Origin of the sequence: Dyadobacter linearis (genome assembly GCF_907165045.1) — a bacterium.
Taxonomy (GTDB): Bacteria; Bacteroidota; Bacteroidia; order Cytophagales; family Spirosomataceae; genus Dyadobacter; species Dyadobacter linearis.
On sequence record NZ_CAJRAU010000001.1, the window covers coordinates 1,306,777 to 1,331,790 of the forward strand.

24 protein-coding genes and 1 riboswitch are annotated in these 25,014 nt (G+C 45.0%); of the genes, 13 read left to right on the forward strand and 11 right to left on the reverse strand.

The window, feature by feature from the left end:
- The first annotated feature begins 123 nt into the window (after positions 1 to 123).
- Positions 124 to 729 (forward strand): SanA/YdcF family protein, encoded by a 606-nt coding sequence (locus KOD92_RS05365; RefSeq protein ID WP_215232458.1) that lies wholly within the window; start codon positions 124 to 126, stop codon positions 727 to 729.
- Positions 698 to 3,283: a DUF5686 and carboxypeptidase-like regulatory domain-containing protein gene (locus KOD92_RS05370; RefSeq protein WP_229254535.1), complete on the forward strand. Its 2,586-nt coding sequence runs from the start codon at positions 698 to 700 to the stop codon at positions 3,281 to 3,283. Before KOD92_RS05365 ends, KOD92_RS05370 begins: the two co-directional genes overlap by 32 nt.
- Position 3,284: 1 nt before the next feature.
- Here KOD92_RS05370 and KOD92_RS05375 read toward each other — a convergent pair whose 3' ends face one another.
- Complete coding sequence (locus KOD92_RS05375) at positions 3,285 to 4,256, reverse strand: ABC transporter ATP-binding protein (RefSeq protein WP_215232459.1); 972 nt, start codon at positions 4,254 to 4,256, stop codon at positions 3,285 to 3,287.
- A complete protein-coding gene (locus tag KOD92_RS05380) occupies positions 4,256 to 4,831 on the reverse strand; it encodes a nitroreductase family protein (protein ID WP_215232460.1) in 576 nt (191 codons plus the stop codon). Before KOD92_RS05380 ends, KOD92_RS05375 begins: the two co-directional genes overlap by 1 nt.
- A gap of 217 nt (positions 4,832 to 5,048) precedes the next feature.
- Here KOD92_RS05380 and KOD92_RS05385 point away from each other — a divergent pair, with 217 nt between their 5' ends.
- Positions 5,049 to 5,369: a heavy metal-binding domain-containing protein gene (locus KOD92_RS05385; protein WP_215232461.1), complete on the forward strand. Its 321-nt coding sequence runs from the start codon at positions 5,049 to 5,051 to the stop codon at positions 5,367 to 5,369.
- A 7-nt stretch (positions 5,370 to 5,376) separates the two neighbouring features.
- Here the strand turns inward: KOD92_RS05385 and metF are convergent, their stop codons facing one another.
- Positions 5,377 to 6,333 (reverse strand): methylenetetrahydrofolate reductase [NAD(P)H], encoded by a 957-nt coding sequence (gene metF, locus KOD92_RS05390; RefSeq protein ID WP_215232462.1) that lies wholly within the window; start codon positions 6,331 to 6,333, stop codon positions 5,377 to 5,379.
- Positions 6,334 to 6,732: 399 nt separating this feature from the next.
- Positions 6,733 to 7,197, reverse strand: coding sequence for a GNAT family N-acetyltransferase (locus KOD92_RS05395; RefSeq protein WP_215232463.1), 465 nt, complete (start codon positions 7,195 to 7,197; stop codon positions 6,733 to 6,735).
- A 120-nt stretch (positions 7,198 to 7,317) separates the two neighbouring features.
- Here KOD92_RS05395 and KOD92_RS05400 point away from each other — a divergent pair, with 120 nt between their 5' ends.
- Entirely contained in the window at positions 7,318 to 8,031 is a 714-nt protein-coding gene (locus KOD92_RS05400) for a YebC/PmpR family DNA-binding transcriptional regulator (protein WP_215232464.1), read from the forward strand.
- A 2-nt stretch (positions 8,032 to 8,033) separates the two neighbouring features.
- On the opposite strand, the gene KOD92_RS05405 is transcribed toward KOD92_RS05400, so the two are convergent.
- On the reverse strand, positions 8,034 to 8,480 hold the full coding sequence (locus KOD92_RS05405; protein WP_215232465.1) for a transcription elongation factor: 447 nt from the start codon (positions 8,478 to 8,480) through the stop codon (positions 8,034 to 8,036).
- 160 nt (positions 8,481 to 8,640) lie between these two features.
- On the opposite strand from KOD92_RS05405, the gene KOD92_RS05410 reads away from it, so the two are divergent.
- The 4 genes from KOD92_RS05410 (at position 8,641) to rlmB (ending at position 12,585) form a co-directional block, all read left to right on the forward strand.
- The gene (locus KOD92_RS05410) at positions 8,641 to 9,561 is read left to right on the forward strand and encodes an aspartate carbamoyltransferase catalytic subunit (RefSeq protein WP_149641165.1); all 921 of its coding nucleotides are present in this window, start codon (positions 8,641 to 8,643) and stop codon (positions 9,559 to 9,561) included.
- Between the two features lie 29 nt (positions 9,562 to 9,590).
- Entirely contained in the window at positions 9,591 to 10,481 is an 891-nt protein-coding gene (locus tag KOD92_RS05415; RefSeq protein WP_215232466.1) for an SDR family oxidoreductase, read from the forward strand.
- A 71-nt stretch (positions 10,482 to 10,552) separates the two neighbouring features.
- On the forward strand, positions 10,553 to 11,839 hold the full coding sequence (locus KOD92_RS05420) for a GWxTD domain-containing protein (RefSeq protein ID WP_215232467.1): 1,287 nt from the start codon (positions 10,553 to 10,555) through the stop codon (positions 11,837 to 11,839).
- Complete coding sequence (gene rlmB, locus KOD92_RS05425) at positions 11,815 to 12,585, forward strand: 23S rRNA (guanosine(2251)-2'-O)-methyltransferase RlmB (RefSeq protein WP_215232468.1); 771 nt, start codon at positions 11,815 to 11,817, stop codon at positions 12,583 to 12,585. The genes KOD92_RS05420 and rlmB overlap by 25 nt, the downstream gene beginning before the upstream one ends.
- A gap of 83 nt (positions 12,586 to 12,668) precedes the next feature.
- Here the strand turns inward: rlmB and KOD92_RS05430 are convergent, their stop codons facing one another.
- The 5 genes from KOD92_RS05430 to KOD92_RS05450 form a co-directional block, all read right to left on the reverse strand.
- A complete protein-coding gene (locus tag KOD92_RS05430; RefSeq protein ID WP_215232469.1) occupies positions 12,669 to 13,064 on the reverse strand; it encodes an LPD3 domain-containing protein in 396 nt (131 codons plus the stop codon).
- A gap of 98 nt (positions 13,065 to 13,162) precedes the next feature.
- Complete coding sequence (mnmA, locus tag KOD92_RS05435) at positions 13,163 to 14,266, reverse strand: tRNA 2-thiouridine(34) synthase MnmA (protein ID WP_215232470.1); 1,104 nt, start codon at positions 14,264 to 14,266, stop codon at positions 13,163 to 13,165.
- Positions 14,267 to 14,377: 111 nt separating this feature from the next.
- Positions 14,378 to 15,820, reverse strand: a complete 1,443-nt coding sequence (locus KOD92_RS05440) for a T9SS type A sorting domain-containing protein (RefSeq protein WP_215232471.1) — start codon at positions 15,818 to 15,820, stop codon at positions 14,378 to 14,380.
- Between the two features lie 72 nt (positions 15,821 to 15,892).
- Positions 15,893 to 17,338, reverse strand: a complete 1,446-nt coding sequence (locus KOD92_RS05445) for a T9SS type A sorting domain-containing protein (protein ID WP_215232472.1) — start codon at positions 17,336 to 17,338, stop codon at positions 15,893 to 15,895.
- Between the two features lie 89 nt (positions 17,339 to 17,427).
- Complete coding sequence (locus tag KOD92_RS05450; RefSeq protein ID WP_215232473.1) at positions 17,428 to 18,471, reverse strand: hypothetical protein; 1,044 nt, start codon at positions 18,469 to 18,471, stop codon at positions 17,428 to 17,430.
- A gap of 81 nt (positions 18,472 to 18,552) precedes the next feature.
- On the opposite strand from KOD92_RS05450, the gene mobA reads away from it, so the two are divergent.
- The 5 genes from mobA (at position 18,553) to KOD92_RS05475 (ending at position 23,552) form a co-directional block, all read left to right on the forward strand.
- Positions 18,553 to 19,146, forward strand: a complete 594-nt coding sequence (mobA, locus tag KOD92_RS05455) for a molybdenum cofactor guanylyltransferase (protein ID WP_215232474.1) — start codon at positions 18,553 to 18,555, stop codon at positions 19,144 to 19,146.
- Positions 19,139 to 19,978 carry a formate dehydrogenase accessory sulfurtransferase FdhD gene (gene fdhD, locus KOD92_RS05460; protein WP_215232475.1) on the forward strand — a complete coding sequence of 280 codons (840 nt, stop codon included), beginning with the start codon at positions 19,139 to 19,141 and terminating at the stop codon, positions 19,976 to 19,978. The genes mobA and fdhD overlap by 8 nt, the downstream gene beginning before the upstream one ends.
- Positions 19,975 to 20,343, forward strand: coding sequence for a DUF7009 family protein (locus KOD92_RS05465; RefSeq protein WP_215232476.1), 369 nt, complete (start codon positions 19,975 to 19,977; stop codon positions 20,341 to 20,343). Before fdhD ends, KOD92_RS05465 begins: the two co-directional genes overlap by 4 nt.
- A gap of 2 nt (positions 20,344 to 20,345) precedes the next feature.
- Complete coding sequence (locus tag KOD92_RS05470) at positions 20,346 to 22,670, forward strand: FdhF/YdeP family oxidoreductase (protein WP_215232477.1); 2,325 nt, start codon at positions 20,346 to 20,348, stop codon at positions 22,668 to 22,670.
- Between the two features lie 108 nt (positions 22,671 to 22,778).
- A complete protein-coding gene (locus KOD92_RS05475; protein WP_215232478.1) occupies positions 22,779 to 23,552 on the forward strand; it encodes a glycerophosphodiester phosphodiesterase in 774 nt (257 codons plus the stop codon).
- Between the two features lie 22 nt (positions 23,553 to 23,574).
- On the opposite strand, the gene KOD92_RS05480 is transcribed toward KOD92_RS05475, so the two are convergent.
- A complete protein-coding gene (locus tag KOD92_RS05480) occupies positions 23,575 to 24,627 on the reverse strand; it encodes a homoserine O-acetyltransferase family protein (protein ID WP_215232479.1) in 1,053 nt (350 codons plus the stop codon).
- 87 nt (positions 24,628 to 24,714) lie between these two features.
- Positions 24,715 to 24,823: riboswitch (SAM riboswitch) on the reverse strand.
- Positions 24,824 to 25,014 lie beyond the last annotated feature (191 nt).

Below are 25,014 nucleotides of genomic sequence, written 5' to 3' on the forward strand. Positions count from 1 at the left end.
CTGTTTTTGCGTACTGAATAAGGCAGGCAACACATTGCAGTAAACGTCCCGGGTAACTGAGGGCACATCATTGTTTCGGTGAAAAGAGCAATTAAGATCATATTAGCCTTACTATTCGCAAGCATGATTTTCATCTTGCTTTGTAATTTATGGGTAGTGTACTGTACGAGACAATACAATTACTTTTCCATAGAAAACCTGCCTTCCAATGATGTTGCATTAGTGCTCGGTACCAGCCCCAGATCGGAAAAAGGGAAAGACAATCTTTTCTTTAAGTATCGAATGGAAGCTACTGCGCGGCTTTTTAAGGAGGGAAAGATCAAATACATTATATTGAGCGGGAATAATGATTCGCAATATTACAATGAGCCGCTTTCCATGCAGCGGGCGCTGCTGAACCTGGGAATACCGGAGAATGTAATGACCCTGGATTATGCCGGTTTCCGGACTTTTGATTCTGTTGTGCGATGCAAAGAGCTTTTTAATCAGGATAACTTTACGATCATTTCCCAAAATTTTCACAATGCCCGGGCTCTGTATATTGCACATAATGAAGGCATCAAAGCAATATCTTTCGCCGCACAGGACGTTCCTGACGGGTATTCAATGCGGACTTTGGTGAGGGAATACCTTGCAAGGCCCAAAGCAGTGCTGGACGTGCATATTTTACGGCCGTCGGCAGATATAACCTCCAATAATGAGATTAGGAACGATGAGAAACCGAAGTGAGGGCATGCATACGGGGCGAATATCGGTTGATCGGAATGCTTTCTTTAAAATAATACGCCCCCTGTTCTTTTTACTACTAATCTACTCAGGTACAGCGTATTCGCAGACAACTCATGTAATCAAGGGGAGAGTTACGGACGCCAGTACAGGTGATGCGATCCCGTTTGCCAATGTGGCGATCAAGGCTTCGCTCTACGGAACTACCACCAATTTCGACGGCTTTTACCAGCTTAACTACAATCCTCCTGGTGACTCGATCAGTGTTACTTATGTAGGTTACGAAAACCGCAGCAAGGCTATCAAGGCAGACCTGACCGAGCAGACCATCGACGTGCAGTTGGCGCCTGGCTCAACGCAGTTGAGAGAGGTGAAGATATTTGCCGGCGAGAATCCTGCGTGGGCAATTTTGAGAAAAATCGTGGCGAACAGGAAGACAAATAATATAGATGACCTGGGCGCTTACGAATATGAGAGTTATAACAAAATCCAGATTGATATTGATAACCTTTCAGAGAAATTCAGGAACAGGAAGGCTGTCAAAAAAATGACGCACATTGTTGATAAATACGATGAAGTAAAAGGCGAGAATGGAGAAACGATCATCCCTATCTTCATTTCTGAGTCAGTTTCCAACGTTTTTTACCGCAGAGACCCCAAGAAGAAGAAAGAGATCATTAATAAAACGAAGATATCGGGCGTGGGTCTGACAGACGGAAGTCTGACCTCGCAGCTGATAGGCTCTTCATTTCAGCAATACAATTTTTACAATAACTGGTTAAATCTTCTGGAAAAAGATTTTGTCTCGCCGATCAGCGAAAACTGGAAGCTGTATTACGATTACTACCTCTCCGACAGCGTTTACAACGGTTCCAGCTACGACTACCACATTGAATTTGAACCCCGGCAAGAGCAGGACCTTGCATTCACCGGTAACTTCTGGGTCGACGGGGATACTTATGCATTAACTCAGATTGACGTTAATGTGGGTAAAAAGGCGAATCTGAATTTTATCGAAAAAATCAAGATCCAGCAGTCTTATGAGCTTTTTGAAGATGAAGGAAAATGGTTAACGTCGAAAACGCGGGTGCTGATTGATGTGGACGAGCCGACAAAGCAGACTGCGGGAATGCTGCTGAAATTCTATTCGGCCAATTCAAACTTCAAACTGAATGCGCCGCGTGACAGCAAATTCTATGATACGTCAATCGAGCTGAAAGACGATTATATGAAACACGATTCAACATTCTGGATCAAAAGCCGCCCGGAAGCACTTAGTCCAAGCGAGCGACTTTCGTTTCAACTGGTTGATTCCCTGCGTGTTTTGCCGGTCGTGAAGACCTATACCGAGATATTGAACATTCTTGTCAACGGTTACAAGAAGATCGATAAATGGAATATTGACATCGGTCCTTATTTGTTTTTGTATGCCAATAATGCCGTAGAGGGTCACCGTTTCAGAATGGGTTTCCGGACTGATCCGGGTTTCAGCCGCAAGTGGATTTTCAGCGGTTACGGCGCTTATGGTACGCGGGACAAAGCGTTTAAATACGGCGCGGGAATGGATTACATCATCGACCGGAAGCCGTGGACGATGGCGGGTATTTCGTATTCAAAGGATCTCGAACGTTTGGGCGTTTCTGCCGAGACAATCGGCCCTAACACGCTTTTTGGCGCTTTTTCACGTTTTGGCGCATTCCGCCGGGCTTACTGGCAGGAAGATGTTTCGGCTTATTTCAAGCGGGAAGTGGTGAAAGGTTTAACAGGCAGTGTGCAGATCCGGCACCGAGATTTCAGACCGCTGTTTCCTTTTGCATACAAAACACAACCCGAAGCCGGTATCGATTCTCCTACGAAATCTGCATTTGACATTACCGAGATCAATTTCGAAACGAGGTTTGCGAACAAGGAAACGTTTCTCCAAAATGACAATGAGCGGATCAGTATGGGAAACGGCAATTCGCCCGCATTTACTTTGAGATATACATTGGGTGTCAAAAATTTTCTGGGAGGGGACTTTAATTATAACAAGCTCTCTTTCAATGTAAAACAAAGTTTTCGCACGGGGGTGATCGGACGAACTTACTATAATCTTACATTCGGCCTGATCCCATCGACCCTGCCCTATCCGCTGCTTTACACGCCGCTCGGAAATGAATCGCTTTTTTACGTCGACAATGCATTCAATATGATGCGTTACTTCGAGTTTGTCAGCGATCGCTACGTTGCACTGCGAATGGAGCACAATTTTGAAGGTTTTCTGCTCAACCGTATTCCCGCGATCAAAAAGTTGAAGTGGCGGATGCTCGCGACAGGAAAGCTATTTTACGGAAGTATCAGTGAATCGAACCTGGCATTGACCGCAGCTACCGACGACGCCGGACTTGAGATCCAGCTGTTTAACAGACTGAAAGACAGGCCCTACGTGGAGCTGGGTTATGGTATCGACAATATTCTCAAAAGCGGCCGCATTGACTTTATCCACCGGCTTACTTACCTGGACAACCCCAATGTGACGCCTTTCGCAGTGAAGATATCTTTCTGGTTCAGCCTGTAAATCAAATGTTACCCAGATCTTTGGCGGCGTAGGTAAGGAAAACGGTATCTCCTATTTCAACCGTTTTTTTGCTTCGGTAAAAAGAAAGTTGCTCTTGCCCATTTGTGCAGCGGATTTCCCAATAATTCCCTTTGAAACGAATCGCCTCTACCTTTCCCTGCCATTTACTTTTCTCCTGAAACTTCGTCGGCTTTACTTTTTCGGGTCTTATAAAATGCCTTTTCTCACCCTTTCCGAGCCAGTTAATGCCTCCCGTAAGCTCGGCAACATAACTGTTTACCGGCTGATTATATACTTCTGACGGAGTACCAACCTGGATAATCTTTCCATTTTTTAACACAGCGATCCTGTCCGACCAGGCGAGCGCATCCGACGATTCGTGGGTCACGAAAATGCAGCTGGTTTTCTGCTGCTTCTGCATATTCTCGATCGCATCACCCAGCACACGCCGGTTGTGATTGTCGAGGTGGGCGAAAGGTTCGTCAAGCAAAAGTACGTCTGGCTGCTCGGCAAGTGCCTTTGCGATCGCGGTACGCTGCTTTTCACCACCTGACAACAACTTAGCTTTGTGAGTTCTTACATAATCGAGGCCTGCAACTTCAAGCAGTTCTTCCACCCGCTCCCGCCGGTATTCGGAATCGTAGAACCGAAGCGAATAGGAGATATTTTCCTCGACAGTTTGATTTGGAAAAAGCTCAAATTCCTGGTGAATCAGTCGAATCGATTCATGCCCGGGGATCAGCTCGCCACTCACGGATTTCAATTCTTCTCCATTAAAAATAATCTTCCCCTGGTCAGCATCCAGAAATCGGGCGAAAATGCGCAAAAGCGTACTCTTACCCGAGCCGCTTTCGCCCAAAATCGCAAGCCACTCCCCCGCCCTCAGTTCCAGATTAATATCCGAAAGTACAGGCTGGTCGCCAAATTGCTTTGAAACCTTGTCCGCGCGGAGAACTGACTTGTTTTTTGCCATTATTCAGCCCAGGTAATCTTGCCTTCAATGGGCGTACGGCGTGCGGGCATTTCAGGCGCATTGTGGTAACCCATGAAATACAAGCCCATACATTTTTGATTTTCAGGAAGTCCAAGGAATTCAGCCAGTTCTTTCAAAACGCCGGGGCTGCTCCAATACGAGCCCAAACCGTAGGCAGTTGCTGTAAGCCACATATTCTGCACCGCGCAGGCTACCGAAGCCGTTTCTTCCCACTCAGGCAATTTGTCGGGATGCAATTCTGCATTGATCACGATCACGCAACCTGATTTAAGTACTTTTTCACCGGCTGCATCGTAGCGGGCCTGTGAAAAGGATTCAGGCGCTGTAACGGTTCTGTATCTTTCGGAGAAAAAGCCGGCCAGGCGATCCAGGCTTGCGCCTTTGAAAACGATGAAACGCCACGGCTCTGTCAACTTATGTGTGGGCGCGTAGTTTGCATTTTCGAGGATATCATTAATTACCTCGTCCGGGATTTCTTTTTCGATATAACTTGGCGGAAAAATGCTGCGTCTGCCTCTGATAATTGCATTAATTGTCTCAATAGACTGTTCCATAACTGCTTTTTTAATCTAAAAAATTCAAAGGCAAAGCTAACCAATATTCTCACGGACGCGGCCGTGACCGATTTTTTAGCTGATAAAATTTCCGCGTTTAATTAAAAATTACCGTGTTCCGCTGCTTCTTTGCCGTTAAACCATTATTTTACGCCCTGCCTTTTTCAATCCGCTAATTTCATCCGCGAAAATTGCACCAACAAAACCAAACGCTAATATGCTTGTTACTACTACCCCGAACATCGAAGGAAAAAGGATCACAAAGTACATTGGGCTGGTAAATGGAGAGGCGATCATCGGAGCCAATTTTTTCAAGGATTTCCTGGCCAATATCCGCGACGTAGTGGGCGGCCGCTCAGGTTCTTATGAACAGGGACTGCGCGAGGCAAAAAGCATTGCAATCCGCGAAATGATGGATCAGGCACAACGATTGGGCGCAAATGCAGTGATCGGCGTCGATATTGATCTCGAAACAATAGGCGGAAACAGTTCCATGCTGATGGTCAGCGCAAATGGAACTGCTGTTTGCTATGAATAAGCCGGTTCTAGAAAATCTGCCGGGCTATCTGGGCGACATTATCTGATTTGCCCATTGTGTAAAAATGCAGGACAGGAACTCCGTACTCGATCAATTCCCGGCATTGTTGTATACCCCATTCTATTCCAACCTGCCGTACTTCCTGATCAGATTCGCACTTTTCGACTTCATTCACAAGGTCTTTCGGGAATTCGAGATGAAAGATCTGAGCGAGTACGGAAAGTTGCTTGCGCGTGGCGATCGGTTTTAAACCAGGAATAATAGGTACAGTAATACCCTCTGCGCGGCATCTTTCGACGAACTGAAAATATTTCTGGTTATCAAAAAACATCTGGGTAACTATATAATTAGCGCCCAGTTCCACCTTTTTGCGCAGATGCTGGTAGTCGGTGTCGAAACTCGTTGCGTCGAAATGCTTTTCGGGATAACCGGCTACGCCAATGCAAAAGTTGGTAGGCGACATTTCCGTTTCGGCATTCAGCAGAATCCCTTTATTCATATCATTCACCTGACTTACCAGCTCCGACGCATAAGTGTGGCCGCCTGACTTGGGCTTGAACACACCCGCTGACTTCTCAGGGTCGCCTCGTAACACCAATACATTATCAATACCCAGGTAATGCAGGTCGATCAGCACATCTTCGGTCTCGTCTTTGGTAAAACCGCCGCAAATCACGTGGGGTACCGCATCGACGTGAAACCGCTCCATCAACCTGGCGCAAATCCCTACTGTTCCCGGTCTCTTTCTGATAGGTACACGCTCAATAGTTCCGTCGGTCCCTACCCGGTCGATCAGCTCCTCCCGGTGATAGGTAACATCCACAAACGGAGGTTTGAATTCCATAAGCGGTTCAATCGAATTAAGCAATTCATTGATATTCTGACCTTTTAATGGGGGGATAATCTCGATGGAGAACAGCGTTTTGCCGTCGGCCTGCTGAATGAAATCGGTTACTTTGGTCATGAAATGGTGTGGCGTGTTCTGATACTGCTACAAATGAACACGATTTCGTTAAGGGAACCAATTACTAAGGCACAAAAAAATGGCCTACCGCATTACAGTAGGCCATTCCACGTAAACCCTCCTCTATCAGTGTTCGTCAAAAATGTTATTGGGTTTCTGACGGGCGTCAGTCCCAAAGCAACAATTTGCTTGACTGAATACTAATAACTAAAATTCTGTGCCAAATTATCAAAGATTGCGCAACGGAACAATTTATATCAAAGTTTTTTTTCAAGATCCGTAGTTTTATTACTACAAATTATCGGAATATTCCAGTCGGATTATCATTTAGTTAAATCCTCCAAAAAGGCTTGTGTTTATTAATTCATCAAAGATGGGAAATCCTTCCCCATTTGGTGGCTAGTCGGCTTTGTAACCCGCTCTTCGCGTCATTTCTATGTGATCGATCTCGTCTTCCAGGTAGGGTCCGCTCGATTGCATGAAGCCAAATGATTCGTAAAACCTTTTCAGATAAAGCTGCGCACCAATGCGGATTTCGGCTTTCCCATACAATCTTTCCAGCTTTTCAATTGATACGTTAAGCAATTCCACTCCCGCTCCGATCCCTCTCGCTGAGGCCGACACTACGATCCGGCCGATGGACGGATGCACGTAGGAAATACCCGGCGGCACTATTCTCGAAACTGCGACCAGCACACCGTTTCGATAGCCTAACAAATGGTGACAAAGCTGGTCCTTGTTGTCCATATCGAGGAAGCAGCACCTTTGCTCTACTACAAAAACCTCGGTACGCAGGCGTAGCATTTGGTAAAGTTCTTCGGTAGAAAGCTCGTCAAAGGTTTTGAAATGCCAGTCGAGGATCATTTATGTATATTATTTTTGTGAGAAATTTATTTTTGGCTGATGTGTTCGTCTTTATATTTTTGTGCAAAATATGATCACCTTCGTGTCATCTAAATCTTTACACAATTAACAATAATAAGCATGGGAAGGGCTTATGAATACAGAAAGGCCAGGATGTTCAAACGTTGGGATAAAATGGCCAAGACTTTTACCCGGATCGGCAAAGATATTGTCCTTGCGGTAAAAAATGGAACTGCGGATCCTGCTACCAACGCGAAACTACGCGTTCTTTTACAGAACGCGAGGGCAGCCAACATGCCAAAAGATACGGTCGAAAGGGCCATTAAAAGGGCAACTTCGAAAGATCAGGAAGATTACAAGGAAATGGTATACGAGGGTTACGGCCCCCACGGCGTGGCAATTCTCGTCGAAAGTACTACCGACAACCCTACCCGCACGGTAGCCAATGTAAGAAGCTATTTTAATAAGCTCGGCGGCAGCTTCGGTACCATGGGAATGCTCGATTTCATTTTTGATCGTAAATGCATTTTCAAGATCAAGAATAACGCGAAAGACATTGAAGAGCTTGAATTCGAACTGATCGATCTGGGCGGAGAAGAGGTCTTTCTGGATGAAGAGACTGATCTGATCAATATCTACGGTGAATTTTCTGCATTCGGTGCGTTACAGCATTACTTTGAGGAAAACGGTTACGAGATCGTTGAAGCCGATTTTGAACGTATTCCAAATGATACCAAGGCTTTAAGCGAAGAAGAAGCTGCCGAAGTTGAAAAGCTGATCGAGAGAATTGAGGACGACGACGATGTGCAGCGTGTGTACCACAATATGGCCTGAGACTAATACAGCCTTAGTATTTCATGCTGCTTTTTCATAAAATCAAATTTACTCCCCGCCTCTTTCCCTAGTAAGGAAGCGCCGACGGGTGACGATGAAGAGACTGCCAAAACGGTCTCTTCATTTATTTTAACAGAACCCAAACTCACTGCGACAAAGAACCAGCCAGCGGTAGTTTCCAACAAAGATCCTACTGCCACGCGCTGACTCGCTTCACCGGCGCTAACCCGCTCCAAAACCAACCTTTCCTGGCGCGCTTGCTCAAATTGCCGCGCGTGCATATTTCTGTCGAGCTGCCCCATTGAACGGGAAGTTTCGTATTTGTCACCCATCGAGCTTTTCCCCTGATCATTTGCCGATTCCTGCGCAGCTTCCATGGCATTCCAGGATACACTCATTTTTTCTTCTAAAAGCAGCTTCAAATGCTGTATAACGGTCAGTTTGTCCATATTCTAAAATAAAAGGTCACCAAAACTGGCAACCCCATTGTGATTTCACGTGGCGGTAAAGTTAAGTGTTGAATGTTCCGGAATCACCAGAATTGCTGTCAGTTTTTTCTCAATGCCAGCTTCCTTGCTATCTTTGCGAAACTTTCATTGACAATTCACAATGACAAAACTTTCGGTCCGGCATTTACTTGGAATTAAAAACCTGAACGAGAATGACATCCAGACAATCTTAGATACAGCTACTGAATTTAAAGATGTCATCAACCGGCCCATCAAGAAAGTACCTTCCCTGAGAGATATTACGATTGCCAACGTTTTCTTCGAAAATTCCACCAGAACCCGACTTTCTTTTGAGCTTGCTGAAAAAAGGCTTTCGGCTGATGTAGTAAATTTTTCAGCCTCGGGCAGTTCGGTGAAGAAGGGCGAAACGCTGCTTGATACGGTCAACAATATCCTTGCGATGAAAGTGGATATGATCGTCATGCGCCACAGCAGCCCGGGCGCGCCGCATTATTTGTCTACCCGCATTCCCGCCAATGTGGTGAATGCAGGCGACGGAACGCACGAGCACCCTACTCAGGCACTGCTGGATGCGTTTTCAATGCGTGAAAAACTGGGTGACCTGCAAGGAAAAAAGATCGCGATTATCGGAGATATTACGCATTCCCGTGTAGCACTTTCCAATATATTTTGCTTGCAAAAGCTGGGCGCAGAAGTAATGGTTTGCGGACCTTCCACACTGATCCCTAAGCATTTGGGCGAATTAGGTGTAAAGATCGGCCACAATGTAAAAGAGGCTTTGGAATGGTGCGACGTAGCGAATGTATTGCGCATTCAGCTGGAACGGCAGCAGATCAAGTACTTTCCGTCACTCAGAGAGTATTCTCTTTATTTTGGAATAAATAAACAAATGCTGGACGACCTGAATAAAGAGATCGTCCTGATGCACCCCGGCCCTATTAACAGGGGTGTAGAACTTTCCTCCGACGCTGCTGATTCTCACCATTCCATTATCCTGAATCAGGTAGAAAACGGTGTTGCAGTTAGAATGGCTGTACTTTATCTGCTTGCCCAACAGTAATATTTTCTTTTCAACCAAAGTCTGGTAAGATGTCAAACACGGAAGGAATGCTCCGCGAAGGCTCGCTCGCGAATAAGACCATCATTGTAACCGGCGGAGGCACCGGTCTCGGAAAGTCAATGGCCGCCTATTTCCTGAAACTGGGCGCTAACGTGGTGATTTGCAGCAGGAAAGAAGATATACTGGCAAAAACGGTCGAAGAACTGAAAGCGAGCGCAGGAGAGAATATTATATATGTACCCTGCGATGTCAGGAAACCTGAGCAGATCGAAAATGTGATCAGTAAAGCGGTTGAAAAGTTTGGTCAGGTCGATGGTTTGGTTAATAATTCAGCTGGCAATTTCATCAGTCCGACCGAGCGGCTTTCGTACAAAGCAGTGGATATCGTAGTTGATATTGTACTGCGCGGCTCCTACTATTTTACATTGGCACTGGGTAAATACTGGATTGAAAAGCAGATAAAAGGAACTGTACTCAGCATTTCGACTACTTACGCCTGGACAGGCTCCGGCTGGGTAGTACCTTCTGCGATGGCGAAAGCGGGTGTGCTGGCAATGACCAAATCGCTTGCATTCGAGTGGGCCAGTCACGGAATACGCCTGAATGCAATCGCGCCGGGACCGTTTCCGACCAAAGGTGCCTGGGATAGATTATTCCCAAAAGAGCTCTCCGAAAAATTTGCATTCGAAAACCGGATCCCCCTTAAACGCGTCGGCGATCACCAGGAGCTGGCGAATCTGGCAGCCTATTTAATGTCTGATTTTTCAGCCTATATGACGGGTGAGGTAATTACCCTGGACGGCGGTGAGGTTTTGTCTGCCGGACAATTTAATTTCCTCGACGAAGTAACTAGCGATCAGTGGGATACTATCGAAAACCAGATCAAAACCGCGACGAGAAATCCGGGTAGCGGCCAATGAAAATTTTATTACCGTTTTATTGGGTAATTTTATCCGTTCCTTCGTTATTTGACAAAGGTTGAATAGAACACATGAGAACAAGTTTAAGCGTTTTAGCCCATATATTGACGGTAGCCGCTATTGCCGGCTGTGCGTCATCAAATAAAACCGTCAAGCAACTGCCGGAAGCGCAGGTCAGATCCACCCAGCAGTCTGCACCACTGATTAGCGAAGAACCCTCGCTGGTCGCTATTCAGAGCAAATACATTTTAAAGGATACTACGCAAACCAAGGTTTTTCTTTACGTCGACGCCTTCAAAGGTAAAAATCCGATCACACCTGCTGATTTTATCAAAACCTATAATCTGAACTACGTTATTTATTCGGATTACGGAACGCGGGAACGATTGGGTTACGGGAATGTAAAACTGGATTCGTCGAACGTTTCTACTTCCGGTCAAAAAATTGTGATCTCTTACGATCTGAAAAGTCCTAACAGGGATTACGGAGTCCTTTTAAGCGAGATCAGCCAGACTGGAACTTTGAAAAAAGTTTTGAATGACCTGACGATCCGTTTTAAAAAATTGGATGTGAACCAAACTTATGGCGTTTATACTGCCAATAGCACACAGCCTTTGCAGCGCCATTATATCAATTCCAATGAATCTTTTGTAATAAAAAAGCTAAATCCGGAGGAAGAGCAGCTTCACGTTTTTTACTATAATCACGATTTCGAAGCCGCTGGTTCTCCGATGAATATTGCGAATAAGGGTGTGAGTAAGTCGCTGGAAGTGGATAGTACCTTCACGATCCAGGCTAATCAGCCGCTTCAATTTGCAAAAGAAGGCTTGTACAATATTTTTTCTGATACCACTCAGGCAGAAGGATTGGGTGTATTGGTTGTAAATGAGCGCTTTCCGAAACTAACGCAGCCCCAGCTTTTACTCGGCCCGCTGCTTTACATGAGTACGAATACGGAGATCAACGAAATCAAAAAAGCAGAAGATTATAAAAAGGCGCTTGATAAATATTGGCTGACGCTCATGAACGGAAATGCACCGCTGGCTCAACAGTCGATCCGGTCGTTTTACAGTCGCGTAGAAGAAGCGAATCAACTTTTTACGACCTATAAAGAAGGGTGGAAAACCGATAAAGGCATGATTTACATTGTGTTAGGCCCACCAGATAAAGTTCAACGGAGCAAAGATCGCGAAGTATGGAGTTACGACCAGCGCGGCAATGCCCAGAACGTCAATTTTACATTTAACAGAAAAAACAACCAATTTGTGGATGATCATTATGAACTGGTTCGGTACGCCGAATACCAGCCCATTTGGTATCCGGTAGTCGAAGCATGGAGAAACGGCAGTATACGGTAAGAAAACCCGCCCCAAAACAGTCCCAGGCCGATATGGTCTTTGGGACACAGTCAGTACTCGAAACTCTCCGGTCAGGAAAAGAGATTGAAAGATTATTCCTTCAAAGAGAACTAGGTTTTTCAGAAATTGAGAAGCTCGCCAAAGAAACGGGCGTTCCCTTTCAGCGGGTACCTATTGAAAAACTGAACAGGATCACGCGCAAAAATCACCAGGGCGCGATCGCATTCGTTTCCCCGATCCAATACATGCCGCTGCACAATGTGCTAACGCAGGTTTATGAAGACGGAAAAACGCCACTATTGTTATTGTTAGACCGCATTACCGACGTACGAAACTTCGGAGCGATCGCCAGAACTGCTGAATGCGCAGGTGTGCAGGCATTGATCGTCCCGACCAAAGGCGGCGCGCAGATCAATGCAGACGCGATGAAAACATCTTCGGGCGCATTGAATTTCCTGCCAGTTTGCCGTGAACCTAATCTGTATGAAACGCTCTTGTATCTACGAAATAGCGGATTGCAGATCGTAGCCTGTACCGAAAAAACTGAAAAGTCGGTTTATGATATTGATTTTTCAATTCCCACGGTTATCATCATGGGCTCTGAGGAAGATGGTATTTCGAAAGAATTTATCCATTTAGCCGACAGCGGCGCAAAGATCCCTCTCATCGGCCAGGTTGAATCGCTGAACGTATCAGTAGCCAGCTCGATTGTATTGTATGAAGCTGTGCGGCAGCGGATAAAGTAATTTCAAGAAGCTTTTTTTTGAAAAAATTTGTTATATTTGTTTAACACCTGAACCGGCATTGGATTGCAACTCCTCTAAGCACGTCAGGTGTTTTTTTTTATAAAACCTTCGTGGATATTTTCAGTGATGGAGTAAAGGAAAAATTTATTTTGCAAAGTCAACTGGATATTGAAATAGGCGGGAATACCTCCTATTTCTGTTTTAAAGTAATAATATCCCTTAACGTGTGGCTTAAAGTGTGTTTGAGATTCGGTATAGCCCAAGTATTCTGCATTTGCTAGGCTTTCTTCCAATCCGTCAATTATCAATTTCACCTTGTCTACATATTGGTGAAATGGCTGATTAATACATTCCTTGATCCCACTGATACTAAATCGAATTTCACCGCCGAGCTCCGGTCTGTAAATTCCAACGTTTTTTCCGACGAGTTCATTTTTAGCCCTTTCCCGCGCTAGTTTCCTTAGCTGATTTAATTCCATTAATAGTGTTGTGTACGTGTATCCAAATGTAAAAAAAGAAAACCCCAAAACAACGAATGCTGTTTTGGGGTTTTCTTTTAAAATAATGTCAAGGAATATTACTGCCGGAAACTCTTCAGAATCCAGCCGCCTCCCACTACGTCGTCGCCCTCATAAAACACAGCCGCCTGACCCGGCGCGATTCCGTTTACGCCGTCGTGAAAGCGTGCTACCAGCTTATCTGGTTCGATCTGCTCGATTGTAGCCGGCGTTCCGTCGTGTTTGTACCGGACTTTTGTAACAGTTTCTAACGGTTTTTCAATGGCAGCATATTTCTGAAAGTTCAACTTACCGACATACATTCCATCGCGGAATAAGTCCGGCAAATCTCCTAATACTACTTCATTTGTATCTTTTCTGATCTCGGTTACAAACGCGGGCTTACCTAATGCAATACCCAGCCCTTTCCTCTGACCAACTGTGTAAAAAGGGTAACCTTCGTGCTTTCCGACAACGGTACCATCCTCAAAAACAAAGTTTCCGCCCGCTACTTCTGCTTCGAGACCCGGGATCCTTCTTTTCAAAAATCCACGGTAATCATTATCTGGCACAAAGCATATTTCATAACTCTCCGATTTATTGACCAAATCAATAAAGCCGCGCTCGCGGGCCATTTCGCGGATTTCAGTTTTGTGTAAATAGCCTAAGGGTAATTTCGTGCGGGCTAAACTTTCCTGCGATACGCCCCAGAGTACGTAACTCTGATCTTTCCAGCTGTCAATCCCTTTAGAAACATAATGCCTGCCGTCGTTGAACTGCATATTAGCATAATGCCCGGTAGCGATGAATTCACAGTCCAGCCGGTCTGCGCGTTTGAGCAGCGCGTCCCATTTGATGTGGGTATTGCATAAAACGCAAGGATTTGGCGTGCGGCCTTCGAGGTATTCGCCGGTAAAATGGTCGATTACATAGTCGCCGAATTCTTCACGGATATCCAGGATATAATGGGGGAAACCGAGTTCTACGGCAATATTTCGGGCGTCATTAATGGAGTCGAGGGAACAGCAACCGGTCTCTTTTTTAGTCCCGCCACTGCTGGCGTAGTCCCAGGTTTTCATGGTCATTCCAATGACCTCATAACCTTGTTCGTGTAACATAACAGCTGCAAGAGAGCTGTCGATGCCGCCACTCATAGCGACAAGAATTCGTCCGTGTTTGCTCATTGTAGTAATCCGCCGAAGGTTGAATGCCTTCCGATTTGGTTTGAATTTGAAACAACCGAACAGCCGATGCTGCAGGGTTTGTTCCGCAAAGGTAAGTAATACTTCGAAGGATTAATTATTTACAACCACCTTCATTACCTCTTGACCAACTTTAACAAGATAAAGCCCATTTTGCAGGTCGTTTGTTTTAATAGGCTTTCCGGGAGTCACTGAGCCCTTTCTTATCAGCTTTCCACCCATCGTTTGAATGCTGTACTCCTGCTTTTTGTGACTTTTAACAAATAGCTGACCATTAGAAGGATTAGGGAAGATAGATATATTCTCAGCCTGCACACCGGCATCGGATTTTTTCACGACAATTACTTTGGAATATGCCGCAGTGCTGTCAAAATCAAATTGCTTCAACCGGTAATAAGTCACGTCAGCAGGCATTGATTCCGTAAATGAATACTTTTTGACCGAATTCGCAGTTCCATTTCCCATAACAAACCCAATCTGATCAAATCGCATTGCGTTTAAGCTGCTTTCAATTGCGAACCCAGCGTTGTTGAGTTCTGATGAAGTATGCCACTCGAGACGGTTACCCTCGGCTGTATTTTTTCCGTTAAAATTGATGAACGTGACCGGTAATGCCTGGCGGCAGGTCAGCGAAGCCAAGAGCTCTTCTCGTGAGCTACAACCCGCACCGTTTTCCCGGATATCTGTAGAGATATCGTGCCCCCATATAACGTCCGCGTAGTTAAACAAATCACAAACTCCCATCACTCCACAATGAGTTAGTAAAGGACACTGATAGATGTTCAGGGCGAAAAAGTTTTCGTTCCACCGGATATTGTCGAAGCCATACAGACTGCTAAGCTTTGCGTTGTTCCCTATCTCAAGGTATTCGTTAATGATTTCCAGATGCAGAAGAGCAGATAGGTCAGTCAAAACAGGATTGCCGGTAATAATGAAATAACCAGTTGTTGCAAGATTTTCGAAGCCTGAAAAATTGATTAAATTTTGATTGTCTTCAATGATCACCGCTCCTATTGCGGTCGTCAGATTATTTAAGCCCCGCAAATTTGTGAGCGATGCATTGCCGGAGATAACCAACTCTTCTGAAGTCCTGATTATCCCGCTGAGCCCTTCAAGATCCTTTAAAGCAGGATTATTTTTGACCATGAGAAGGTATACTTGTGTAATGCCCTCCAGTCCTCCCAAGCTTTCCAACAGAGGATTATTTGTTACTTCAATAGCAGCTATGGAACCTGTGATATTACTTAAACCTGTGATATCCGTAAGCTGGGGATTGTCTTTAATTGTTATTCCTCCCATTCCCATTGATGTAATTCCCAATAATCCATCAAGGTTTGTAATATCGCTACCTGAGATTGTAAGGCCGTGGGAGCTGTGACCCACCCGGAAACAACCGGGATAATTTGTCGCAAAATTATCGATAGCTGCCTGGTTATTTAAAACAGGGATGTCGCAATAGGGCTCATCATCTTGGCCTCTCGCATTGCTGATCAGTAAAAAGGAAAGAGAAATCAGAAGTAGAAATTGTCGGATCATGAGCTAGTTTCTGTTGAGTCACTTGTCAAATTGATAAAATGATCTTTGAAATAACAGCATTCATCTTAAAAATCAATTGCTTATAACTATTTTAAATACCTCTTGACCAACTTTAACAAGATAAAGCCCATTTTGCAGGTCGTTTGTTTTAATAGGCTTTCCGGCAGCCACTATTCCCTTTCTTATGAGCTTTCCACCTAGGGTCTGAATGCTGTATTCCTGACTCTTCTGAGCTTTTACAAACAGTTGACCATTTGAAGGATTTGGGAAGACAGATATATCCTCAGCTTGCACACCGGCATCCGACTTTTTCACGACAATTACTTTGGAATATGCCACAGTGCTGTCAAAATCAATCTGCTTCAACCGGTAATAAGTCACGTCAGCAGGCATCGATTCCGTAAATGAATACTTTTTGACCGAATTCGCAGTTCCATTTCCCATAACAAACCCAATCTGATCAAATCGCATTGCGTTTAAGCTGCTTTCAATTGCGAATCCAGCATTGTTGAGCTCTGATGAAGTATGCCACTCGAGACGGTTACCTTCAGCTGTACTTTTCCCTTCAAAATTGACGAATGTAACCGGCAGTGCTGTCCGACACGTTAATGAGGCTAGAAGTTCTTCGCGAGTACTACAACCCGCACCGTTACCTCTGATATCCGTATCGGTGTCATGGCCATACTTAAAATCATTGTAAGCGAACAAATCGCAGATGCCTGCCACGGCACAATAGGTGAGCAAGGGACATTCGTAGATATTCAGTATATAAAAGTCGATGTTCCACCTGATATTGTCTAAGCCGTACAGACTGCCGAGCTTTGCATTGTTGCCTATTTCGAGGGAATAATAAATTGTTTCGAGACTTAAAAGAGCAGATAAGTCCGTCAAAAGAGGATTGCCTGTAATACTGAAAGCACCACTTGTTTCGAGGCTTTGTAACCCTGACAAACTGGTTAATTTCTGGTTATTCTTTATGAATACCGCTCCCGTAGCAGTCGTTAGATTGTCTAAACCTTTCAAATTAGTTAGGGACGCATTTTCAGAGATAGACAGCTCGTCAGTAGTCATATGAATCCCGCTTAACCCTTCAAGATCCTTTAAAACCGGATTGTTCTCGACCTGGAGATAAAATACTTGAGTAATACCTTCTAATCCTTCTAAAGTCTCCAGAAGCGGATTATTCATGACGTGAATAGCAGCAATATCTCCTGAAATATTGCGTAGCCCGCTAATATCATTGAGTTGGGGATTATCTGTAATATTTATTCCGCCCCTCATACCCACCCATGTTATTCCAGATAATCCATCGAGATTCGTGATGTCGCTACCTGAAATGGTAAGACTATACGCGATGCTTTCACCGCTGAGACATCCCGGATAATTTGTTGAAAAATTATCAATATCTGCCTGGCTGCTTAAAACAGGGAATTCACACAACTCATCTTCCTGGGCATTTGCAGTAGAGAAGAACAATAAAACTGGAAGGAAACACAGGAGTAAAGATTTTCTGCTCATAAGCTAAATTACGTTGAGTTACATATTCACTGCAAAGTAGCATTTTCTCTGTGATTATTATTTGCCACTCAGACAGTTATAATATTTTCCTACGAGATCACCTGCCGGATTATATTCTTGATATTCAATTCAATAATCTCGGTCATACTTTCGCAGTGCCGGTAATGTGTATCTTTGAAATGACGGGAAAGGCCTTCGCGTAGCTGGCTGATATTCTCTACTGTTGAGATATTGTCCTTGATCGAAACGTCGCGGAGTTCGCGGAGGCGGTGGCGCTCGCTTCTTGCCTGGTACATAATAGAGGATTGCTCTTCCTGCTGGTATTGAAGTACCGTTTTGTCCGTCAAATATTCCATCGCCAGTTCTACATAAGGCAGGTTTTCCTTGAAGAATTGTGGCATGTATACTTTCAGGTTTCCTTCGTAAAACTGCTGGTCAAAGTCGATTGCGCGCAGACGGAACTGGAAATCGTCGAAATCCGGCGTGATCTGCATGACGAAATTATAGGCGCGCATATCCCCGAGCAGGGTTATGGTGCAGCGTTCATTGAATTTTACAAATTCCTTGGCAATTCTGATCGGGTTATAGTCTGTGTGCCGCAGGCGAGTTTTGGCAAATTCATCCCCCGGAATACCGGCAATATGTTCTTCTATAAGTGATTCACCATCAACGAGATAGTTGACCTGATTGGGAGAAAATATCTCTTCTAATTCTAACCCGTAGATCCGAGAAGCGTCGGCTTTTTTGACATAGAAATAATCATAAATGTCATTCAGCCGGTTCACTATTTTTATCCGGAAAGGATTGGAGTTCCCAAACTTGCAGTAGTCAATGCGATCGATGTATTTATGCTCCACAATACGCAGATTCCCAGAGGCTTTCAGCATTGCGTACACTTTTTTCAGACCATTGTGCAGCCTGTCGATCTCGTGCGACGGGTACAGCGGACTCTCCCACAAAGTGTCTTTACCGAATTTATCTGTTACAGGAAAGGATTCGTAAAAACCGAGCAAATCGTGGTAACTTACAGGTAAACGGGCGTCGCGCTGGTAAAAACGCAGGTATTTCCGCAGCTCGGGACTGACCGGATAGATTGGCTTTTTATTAATAATCTTGACATCACCATTTTCCATAAAGGAAGTTAAGCATATTTGGCCGATACTTTCAACCCGGCTTTCGGCGAAAATGGGAATCAAAATACAAATTCTGTTTGCATGGGACTGATCGGAATAGCGGTTTGTGGAGGCAAAAGTTCAAGAATGGGCCGCGACAAAAGCAGTCTTATTTATCACCAAAAATCTCAATACGAGCATGTTGCCGATCTGATTTCCGGGTTTTGTGAAAAGATTATTATTTCCTGCAACCAAGACCAGCTGAGTGTCCTGGAAACGGAATACGAAAAAATGGTCGATCTGCCTCATTACGCACACATTGGCCCGATCGGAGCGTTACTTACTACATTTCAATCTTTTCCAGATCACGATTTCCTGTTCATCGGCTGCGATTACCCGCAGCTTGAAGAAACCGATATTTCACATTTTCTAAACGCAATTCAGGAAGATTCTGTCGCTGCCGCCTTTTATAATTCAGAACAAAAATACGAGCCTTTACTAGCGTGGTACGCTGCGAAAGCTGGTTCGCGTCTGAGCGGGCATTTTGAGTCGGGCGACCTTTCGTTGCAGTCGTTTCTAAGAAATGTGAATGCGCAAAAATTTCTACCGGAAGCTGAAAATGTAATGCAATCCATAGATACGCCGGAGGATTTTGCCAGGATTACTGAGCTTTTAAAACAAAAAAACAATGGTTAAAACACAGCCGGTATCCGTAATCCGACGCCCGATCAAGCGGGTTACTGCCACAGGAAGTGCCGAAAAAGAGGATTTCCTGGCAGTAGAAGAACCATTGGAAATACGGCTCGCCTATCAGAATTCAGGAAAATCAGAATGGCGAAATATTTCTGTTACGATGCGCACGCCAGGATTTGACCGCGAACTTGCAGCAGGATTTTTGTTGACAGAAGGCATTATCAAATCAATAAATGCTATCAAGAATATTGAGATTTCAGTATTTGAAGAAAATCAGGTATTGGTAACACTTTCTGAATCATCCGAACCAAATCTGAATACCTCTGAAAGGAATTTTTACACGACATCCAGTTGCGGCGTGTGCGGAAAAGCGAGTATCGATGCGATCAAAACCGTTTCATCCTATTCCCTGCAAAACACGTTGGAAGTAAGCCGGGAAGTACTTTTTACATTGGGTTCCAGGATTTCAGGACAGCAGAATATCTTCCAGGAAACAGGCGGATTACACGCTGCCTCACTTTTCGATGCGGCCGGAGATCTGATAAATATCTGTGAAGATGTGGGCCGGCACAATGCTTTGGATAAATTGATCGGCACAGCATTGTTAGAGAATCAATTGCCTCTTACCAGCAAGATGCTCCTATTGAGCGGCAGAGCAAGTTTTGAGCTGATTCAAAAAGCATTAATGGCTGGTATTGAGCTGGTTGCTGCAATAGGCGCACCATCGAGCCTGGCAGTGGAGCTGGCAGAGGAGAATAATATGACGCTGGTGGGATTTTTAAAAAATGACAGATTGAATGTTTATACCGGCTATCACCGGATTATAGGGTTATGAAAATCAGAATTCAAAAAAATAAAGTAAGATACCGGCTGTCCAAGAGCGACGTGGCACAACTGGGCAACGAAGGATATCTCGAAGAACGAACCTCTTTTCCGCAAGGCGAGCTGGTGTATGCGATCAAAAGTCAGCCGGCTATCGAGCAGCTCTCAGCTTCTTTTGAAAATCAACACATTACGATTTTCATTCCAGAGTCGTTTGCACGGGAGTGGCCGGAAAATAATGTGATCGGGATTGATTCAAATATGTCTGTAAATGAGCAGGAGTCGTTATATCTGCTGGTAGAAAAGGATTTTAAATGCCTCGACAATGATGCCGAGGATCAGTCTGACAACTACGAAAACCCGAACCAAACCTGCTAGCTATGGCTGAATCGCCCATTATCATTCCAGGTTCTGAGAATCCTGACAAGCTGACTGGCCTTAAAAAAGGCAAGATCATGAAAGTAGCTGCGGGTATTCCGGCGGTGGTTTCCAGCTTTGAAAAAACCATTAAAGAAGCCGGCGTGCAGCGTGGAATGAAGGCGTTATTCAACCTCAATAAAAAGGGAGGTTTTGACTGTCCGAGCTGCGCCTGGCCTGATCCCGACGATGAGCGTTCCGGCATTGCGGAATATTGTGAAAATGGCGCGCGGGCAGTCGCGGAAGAGGCGACTTTAAAAAAACTGACTCCTGATTTCTTCTCACAAAATTCTGTACTTGAACTCGGCAAACTTTCAGACTACGAAATCGGAGGCAAAGGCAGGATCGCCCAGCCGATGTTTTTGCCAGCTGGCGGCACACATTACCAGCCAATTACCTGGAAAGCCGCATTCTCGAAAATAGGATCAGAACTGAACAGACTTCCGTCGCCCGACGAGGCCGTTTTCTACACTTCCGGCCGGACGAGTAACGAAGCGGCTTTTTTATACCAGCTTTTTGTTCGAGAATTTGGCACGAATAACCTGCCCGATTGCAGCAATATGTGCCACGAAAGCAGCGGCGTCGCATTGGGCGAGTCGCTGGGGATCGGGAAAGGTTCGGTGACTTTGGACGATTTTTACAAGGCGGAAGTGATCATGATCATGGGCCAGAATCCGGGCACAAACCACCCGCGAATGCTCACTGCATTGCAGAAAGCGAAAGCAAACGGAGCGACGATCGTTTCCATTAATCCGCTTCCTGAGACGGGTTTAATGGGTTTTAACAATCCACAAAAGGTAGAAGGTGTACTCGGTATCAATTCGTCGCTCACCGATATTTTTCTCCATATTAAAATAAACGGTGACCTGGCGCTACTGAAAGCGATTGAAGCATTGCTATTAAAAGAAGAACAAAGAAATCCGGGCGCAGTTTTCGACCAGGATTTTATTCGAGCAGACACGGAGGGATACGAGCAGTTTGTGGCGCATTTGAATACCCTTAATCCGGAAGAGCTCGCGATCGTGTGCGGTGTTCCTTTTACACGAATCCAGGAAACAGCCAGGTTACTTGCGACGAAAAGCAAGATTATCGTTTGCTGGGCAATGGGGCTTACGCAGCAAAAAAATGCGGTGGATACTATTAAGGAAATAGTCAATCTGTTGTTGCTAAAAGGTAGTATCGGCAAGCCGGGCGCGGGAACTTGCCCGGTGCGCGGCCACAGTAATGTGCAGGGCGACCGTACTGTCGGGATTTTTGAAAAACCTTCCGAACAGCTGCTTAATTCTATCGAACGCAATTTCCATTTTGCCCCACCGAAAAAGCACGGCTACGACGTTGTGGATGCGATTAAGGCGATGCACGAGGGAAAAGTGGGCGTATTTTTTGCGATGGGAGGCAATTTCCTTTCGGCCACGCCCGATACCCGCTATACGGCCGAAGCATTAAGTAAATGCCGCCTGACTGTCCACGTTTCGACCAAGTTGAACCGGAGCCACCTGGTGCACGGGGAGGAAGCGCTGATATTGCCTTGCCTCGGGAGGAGCGATATGGATATTCGGAACGGAGAGAATCAATTTATTTCCTGCGAAAATTCAATGGGTGTGGTTCAAATGTCAAAAGGTGTATTACCCCCTATTTCTGACCAGCTTTTGAGCGAACCCGAAATTGTATGCAAACTGGCCCAGGCTACGCTCGGGAAACGCAGCCAGATCAATTGGCAAATGTATATTGATAATTATGACGTGATCAGGGCGGATATTGAGCGAACAATTCCCGGATTTGAAAAGTATAATGAGCGCGTTCGCCAGCCTGCGGGATTTTATCTACCCAATTGTAACCGCGATGGAAAGTTTGATACTTCTTCCCAAAAAGCCAGATTTAATGTCGCTCCTATTCCGGTTAATCATTTATCAAAGAATGAGTTAACAATGATGACTATCCGCAGCCACGATCAGTTTAATACAACTATCTACGGATTAAATGATCGGTATCGCGGTGTTTTTAACGAGCGGCGGGTAATTTTTATGAATGAAGAAGACATTGCCGACCGAAATTTGCAAAATGGAAGTCTGGTGGATTTGCACAATGATTTTGGCGGAGTGGAGCGAGTGGCGCATAAATTCCTGGTGGTCGCTTACCGTATTCCGAAAGGCTGCACAGCTACCTATTTCCCTGAAACGAATGTGCTGGTACCGATCGATAGTGTAGCCGACAAAAGCAACACGCCCACTTCAAAGCAGGTGGTAATTACAGTTTCAAAACATCATATTCCAGGATCGGAAACTTAATATTTACCTAATATAGCTGACAGATACAAAATGTACTTTTCGGATCCGTTAGCATTTGGTTAGTAACCGGAGATCACGGTTTTTTTATTTCAGTCAAATTTTTACAAAATGAAAAAAGTATTTGCTATGCTTGCCGCAGGGTTTTTAAGCCTTACTGCATTTGAAGGAATGTCACAAAACAAGAACAAAGTAATCGCGCACCGCGGGGCGTGGAAGCACACCGGCGCGACAGAAAATTCGATCGGCGCCCTGGAACATGCGATTAAAATGGGCTGCTACGGTAGTGAATTCGACGTGCACATGTCAGCCGATTCGGTAATTTTTGTATTGCACGATCATGCTATCAAGGGTACGCATATTGAAAAAACGAATGCAAGTGAGCTCGCACAGATCAAGTTGGAAAATGGCGAGTCGCTGCCGACGCTTGAAGCCTATTTGAAAGCAGGTGCAAAACAGAAGGGTACGAGGCTGATCCTTGAAATCAAAACGTCTTCTATGGGAAAAGAAAGATCCCTGGCGCTGGCAACGAAATGCGTGGAAATGGTCAAAAAGCTTCAAGTTGAGGATATTACTGATTACATCGCATTCGATTTTGACGTTTGCAAAAAAGTGAAAGAACTAGCACCAAAAGCGCACGTGGAATATCTGAATGGAGATAAGACGCCAGATGAAATCGCTGCCGCTGGATTAGACGGTATTGATTATCACTTCAATGTGTATAAAAAGAATGAAGATTACATTGCAGCTATGAAAGCCAAAAAACTGACCACAAATGTGTGGACAGTAAATGACGAAGCGATGTTGAGATCTTTTCTGGAAAAGAATGTTGATTTTATCACAACGAACGAGCCCGAGCTGTTGCTGAGCATTTCGAAAAAATAGTAATTTGATCAGTTGGAAAAGGCTATCCGATCTTAGCCATTTCCAACTGCCCATTCGTTTCCTGCCAAACTCTGATCACCTGGGTCAATTGCTTGTATTCAATCAAAAACCCATCGTGTCCGTATAGTGAATCAATCTCCTGAAAAACAGCATCGGGAATATGTCTTGCCAGAAATTGCTGCTCCGACAGCGGGAAAAGCAGATCGGATTTAATCCCTAATACCAGCGTTTTGGCTTTTACCAAACCCAAGGCGTGCACAATCCCGCCCCGGTTCCTTCCTACATTGTGCGAATCCATGATCTTGGAAAGTACCCAGTAGGAATACGCATTGAAGCGTTTTACAAACTTATTCCCCTGATATTGCTGGTAAGAAGAAGCGCGGAAATCGTCGATCTGATCGGGGTTATCCCTGGCTTGCGTAAAATTGTAGGTATCGTAATTCCGGTAAGAAAGCAATGCAATCGAGCGCGCCGCCCGCATGCCCATTGCGCCTGCTTCCGGGTGGTTATCGTCAAAAGTAGGGTCGGCCTGGATCGCCATTCTCTGAGATTCGTTGAATGCGATTCCCCACGGCGAATGCAATGCATTGGAGGCGATCAGTACCAGTTCTTCAAATAAATCGGGCACTTCTACTGCCCATTCCAAAGCCTGCTGGCCGCCCAACGAGCCGCCGATGCAGATTTTTATCCTTCTTATCCCCATTTCCTGGCGCAGCAAATCCATCGCCCCGACTACATCACGAACAGTAACTACGGGAAAGTCGCGATAATATGGTGTTCCTGTTTTTGGATTGACCGACAAAGGTCCGGTAGATCCATACGCAGAACCCAGCACATTTACACAAACAATAAAGTGCTTCGCCGGATCAAAATATTTCCCCTCTCCTACCAGCCCATCCCACCATTCAGCCGCATTGGAGCTGCCGGTGAGTGCGTGGCAGATCCAGATGATATTGTTTTTGTCCGGGTCAATAGTTCCGTAAGTGGTATATGATAGCTCAAAACCAGCGAGCTCTCCGCCCATTTCGAGGGAATAGGGGTAGGGATGCTTGAATGTTTTTTGTTCCGACTGCATAGGTGCCAAAGCACATTTAGATACAAAATGTGGAGATTAAAGCCATTCGGCTTACGGAAATTTCTAACAGTAAGTACACGCGAATTGATTTTATATCTCCTAATAAAATTAGGTGGGAATTAGCACCTTTCTCCATGATGGTAGCAGGTTGCCAGAGGTTCGTTGAGCCCATTCTCTCGCCTCTTCTTTATAAATCAATCGCTTAAAGTGGAGCAATTGACTTGATGGTACAATATTAAGCGGGGATGCCTGAAAATGCAAACAAAGTAGGAAATTCTCTTTCCCGGCATCAGGACATTTATCAGGTCTGTCGGAACAAAAGGGTATATTCGGTCGTTGCTTTTTTGAAAACAATTGAAAAACTGTCAGGGCTTAAAGTAAATGCAA

Coding starts and splice junctions, on each gene's coding strand:
- KOD92_RS05365 (WP_215232458.1), top strand. CDS start 124: ATGATTTTCATCTTGCTTTGTAATTTATGGGTAGTGTACTGTACGAGA.
- KOD92_RS05370 (WP_229254535.1), top strand. CDS start 698: ATGAGATTAGGAACGATGAGAAACCGAAGTGAGGGCATGCATACGGGG.
- KOD92_RS05375 (WP_215232459.1), bottom strand. CDS start 4,256: ATGGCAAAAAACAAGTCAGTTCTCCGCGCGGACAAGGTTTCAAAGCAA.
- KOD92_RS05380 (WP_215232460.1), bottom strand. CDS start 4,831: ATGGAACAGTCTATTGAGACAATTAATGCAATTATCAGAGGCAGACGC.
- KOD92_RS05385 (WP_215232461.1), top strand. CDS start 5,049: ATGCTTGTTACTACTACCCCGAACATCGAAGGAAAAAGGATCACAAAG.
- metF (WP_215232462.1), bottom strand. CDS start 6,333: ATGACCAAAGTAACCGATTTCATTCAGCAGGCCGACGGCAAAACGCTG.
- KOD92_RS05395 (WP_215232463.1), bottom strand. CDS start 7,197: ATGATCCTCGACTGGCATTTCAAAACCTTTGACGAGCTTTCTACCGAA.
- KOD92_RS05400 (WP_215232464.1), top strand. CDS start 7,318: ATGGGAAGGGCTTATGAATACAGAAAGGCCAGGATGTTCAAACGTTGG.
- KOD92_RS05405 (WP_215232465.1), bottom strand. CDS start 8,480: ATGGACAAACTGACCGTTATACAGCATTTGAAGCTGCTTTTAGAAGAA.
- KOD92_RS05410 (WP_149641165.1), top strand. CDS start 8,641: ATGACAAAACTTTCGGTCCGGCATTTACTTGGAATTAAAAACCTGAAC.
- KOD92_RS05415 (WP_215232466.1), top strand. CDS start 9,591: ATGTCAAACACGGAAGGAATGCTCCGCGAAGGCTCGCTCGCGAATAAG.
- KOD92_RS05420 (WP_215232467.1), top strand. CDS start 10,553: ATGAGAACAAGTTTAAGCGTTTTAGCCCATATATTGACGGTAGCCGCT.
- rlmB (WP_215232468.1), top strand. CDS start 11,815: ATGGAGAAACGGCAGTATACGGTAAGAAAACCCGCCCCAAAACAGTCC.
- KOD92_RS05430 (WP_215232469.1), bottom strand. CDS start 13,064: ATGGAATTAAATCAGCTAAGGAAACTAGCGCGGGAAAGGGCTAAAAAT.
- mnmA (WP_215232470.1), bottom strand. CDS start 14,266: ATGAGCAAACACGGACGAATTCTTGTCGCTATGAGTGGCGGCATCGAC.
- KOD92_RS05440 (WP_215232471.1), bottom strand. CDS start 15,820: ATGATCCGACAATTTCTACTTCTGATTTCTCTTTCCTTTTTACTGATC.
- KOD92_RS05445 (WP_215232472.1), bottom strand. CDS start 17,338: ATGAGCAGAAAATCTTTACTCCTGTGTTTCCTTCCAGTTTTATTGTTC.
- KOD92_RS05450 (WP_215232473.1), bottom strand. CDS start 18,471: ATGGAAAATGGTGATGTCAAGATTATTAATAAAAAGCCAATCTATCCG.
- mobA (WP_215232474.1), top strand. CDS start 18,553: ATGGGACTGATCGGAATAGCGGTTTGTGGAGGCAAAAGTTCAAGAATG.
- fdhD (WP_215232475.1), top strand. CDS start 19,139: ATGGTTAAAACACAGCCGGTATCCGTAATCCGACGCCCGATCAAGCGG.
- KOD92_RS05465 (WP_215232476.1), top strand. CDS start 19,975: ATGAAAATCAGAATTCAAAAAAATAAAGTAAGATACCGGCTGTCCAAG.
- KOD92_RS05470 (WP_215232477.1), top strand. CDS start 20,346: ATGGCTGAATCGCCCATTATCATTCCAGGTTCTGAGAATCCTGACAAG.
- KOD92_RS05475 (WP_215232478.1), top strand. CDS start 22,779: ATGAAAAAAGTATTTGCTATGCTTGCCGCAGGGTTTTTAAGCCTTACT.
- KOD92_RS05480 (WP_215232479.1), bottom strand. CDS start 24,627: ATGCAGTCGGAACAAAAAACATTCAAGCATCCCTACCCCTATTCCCTC.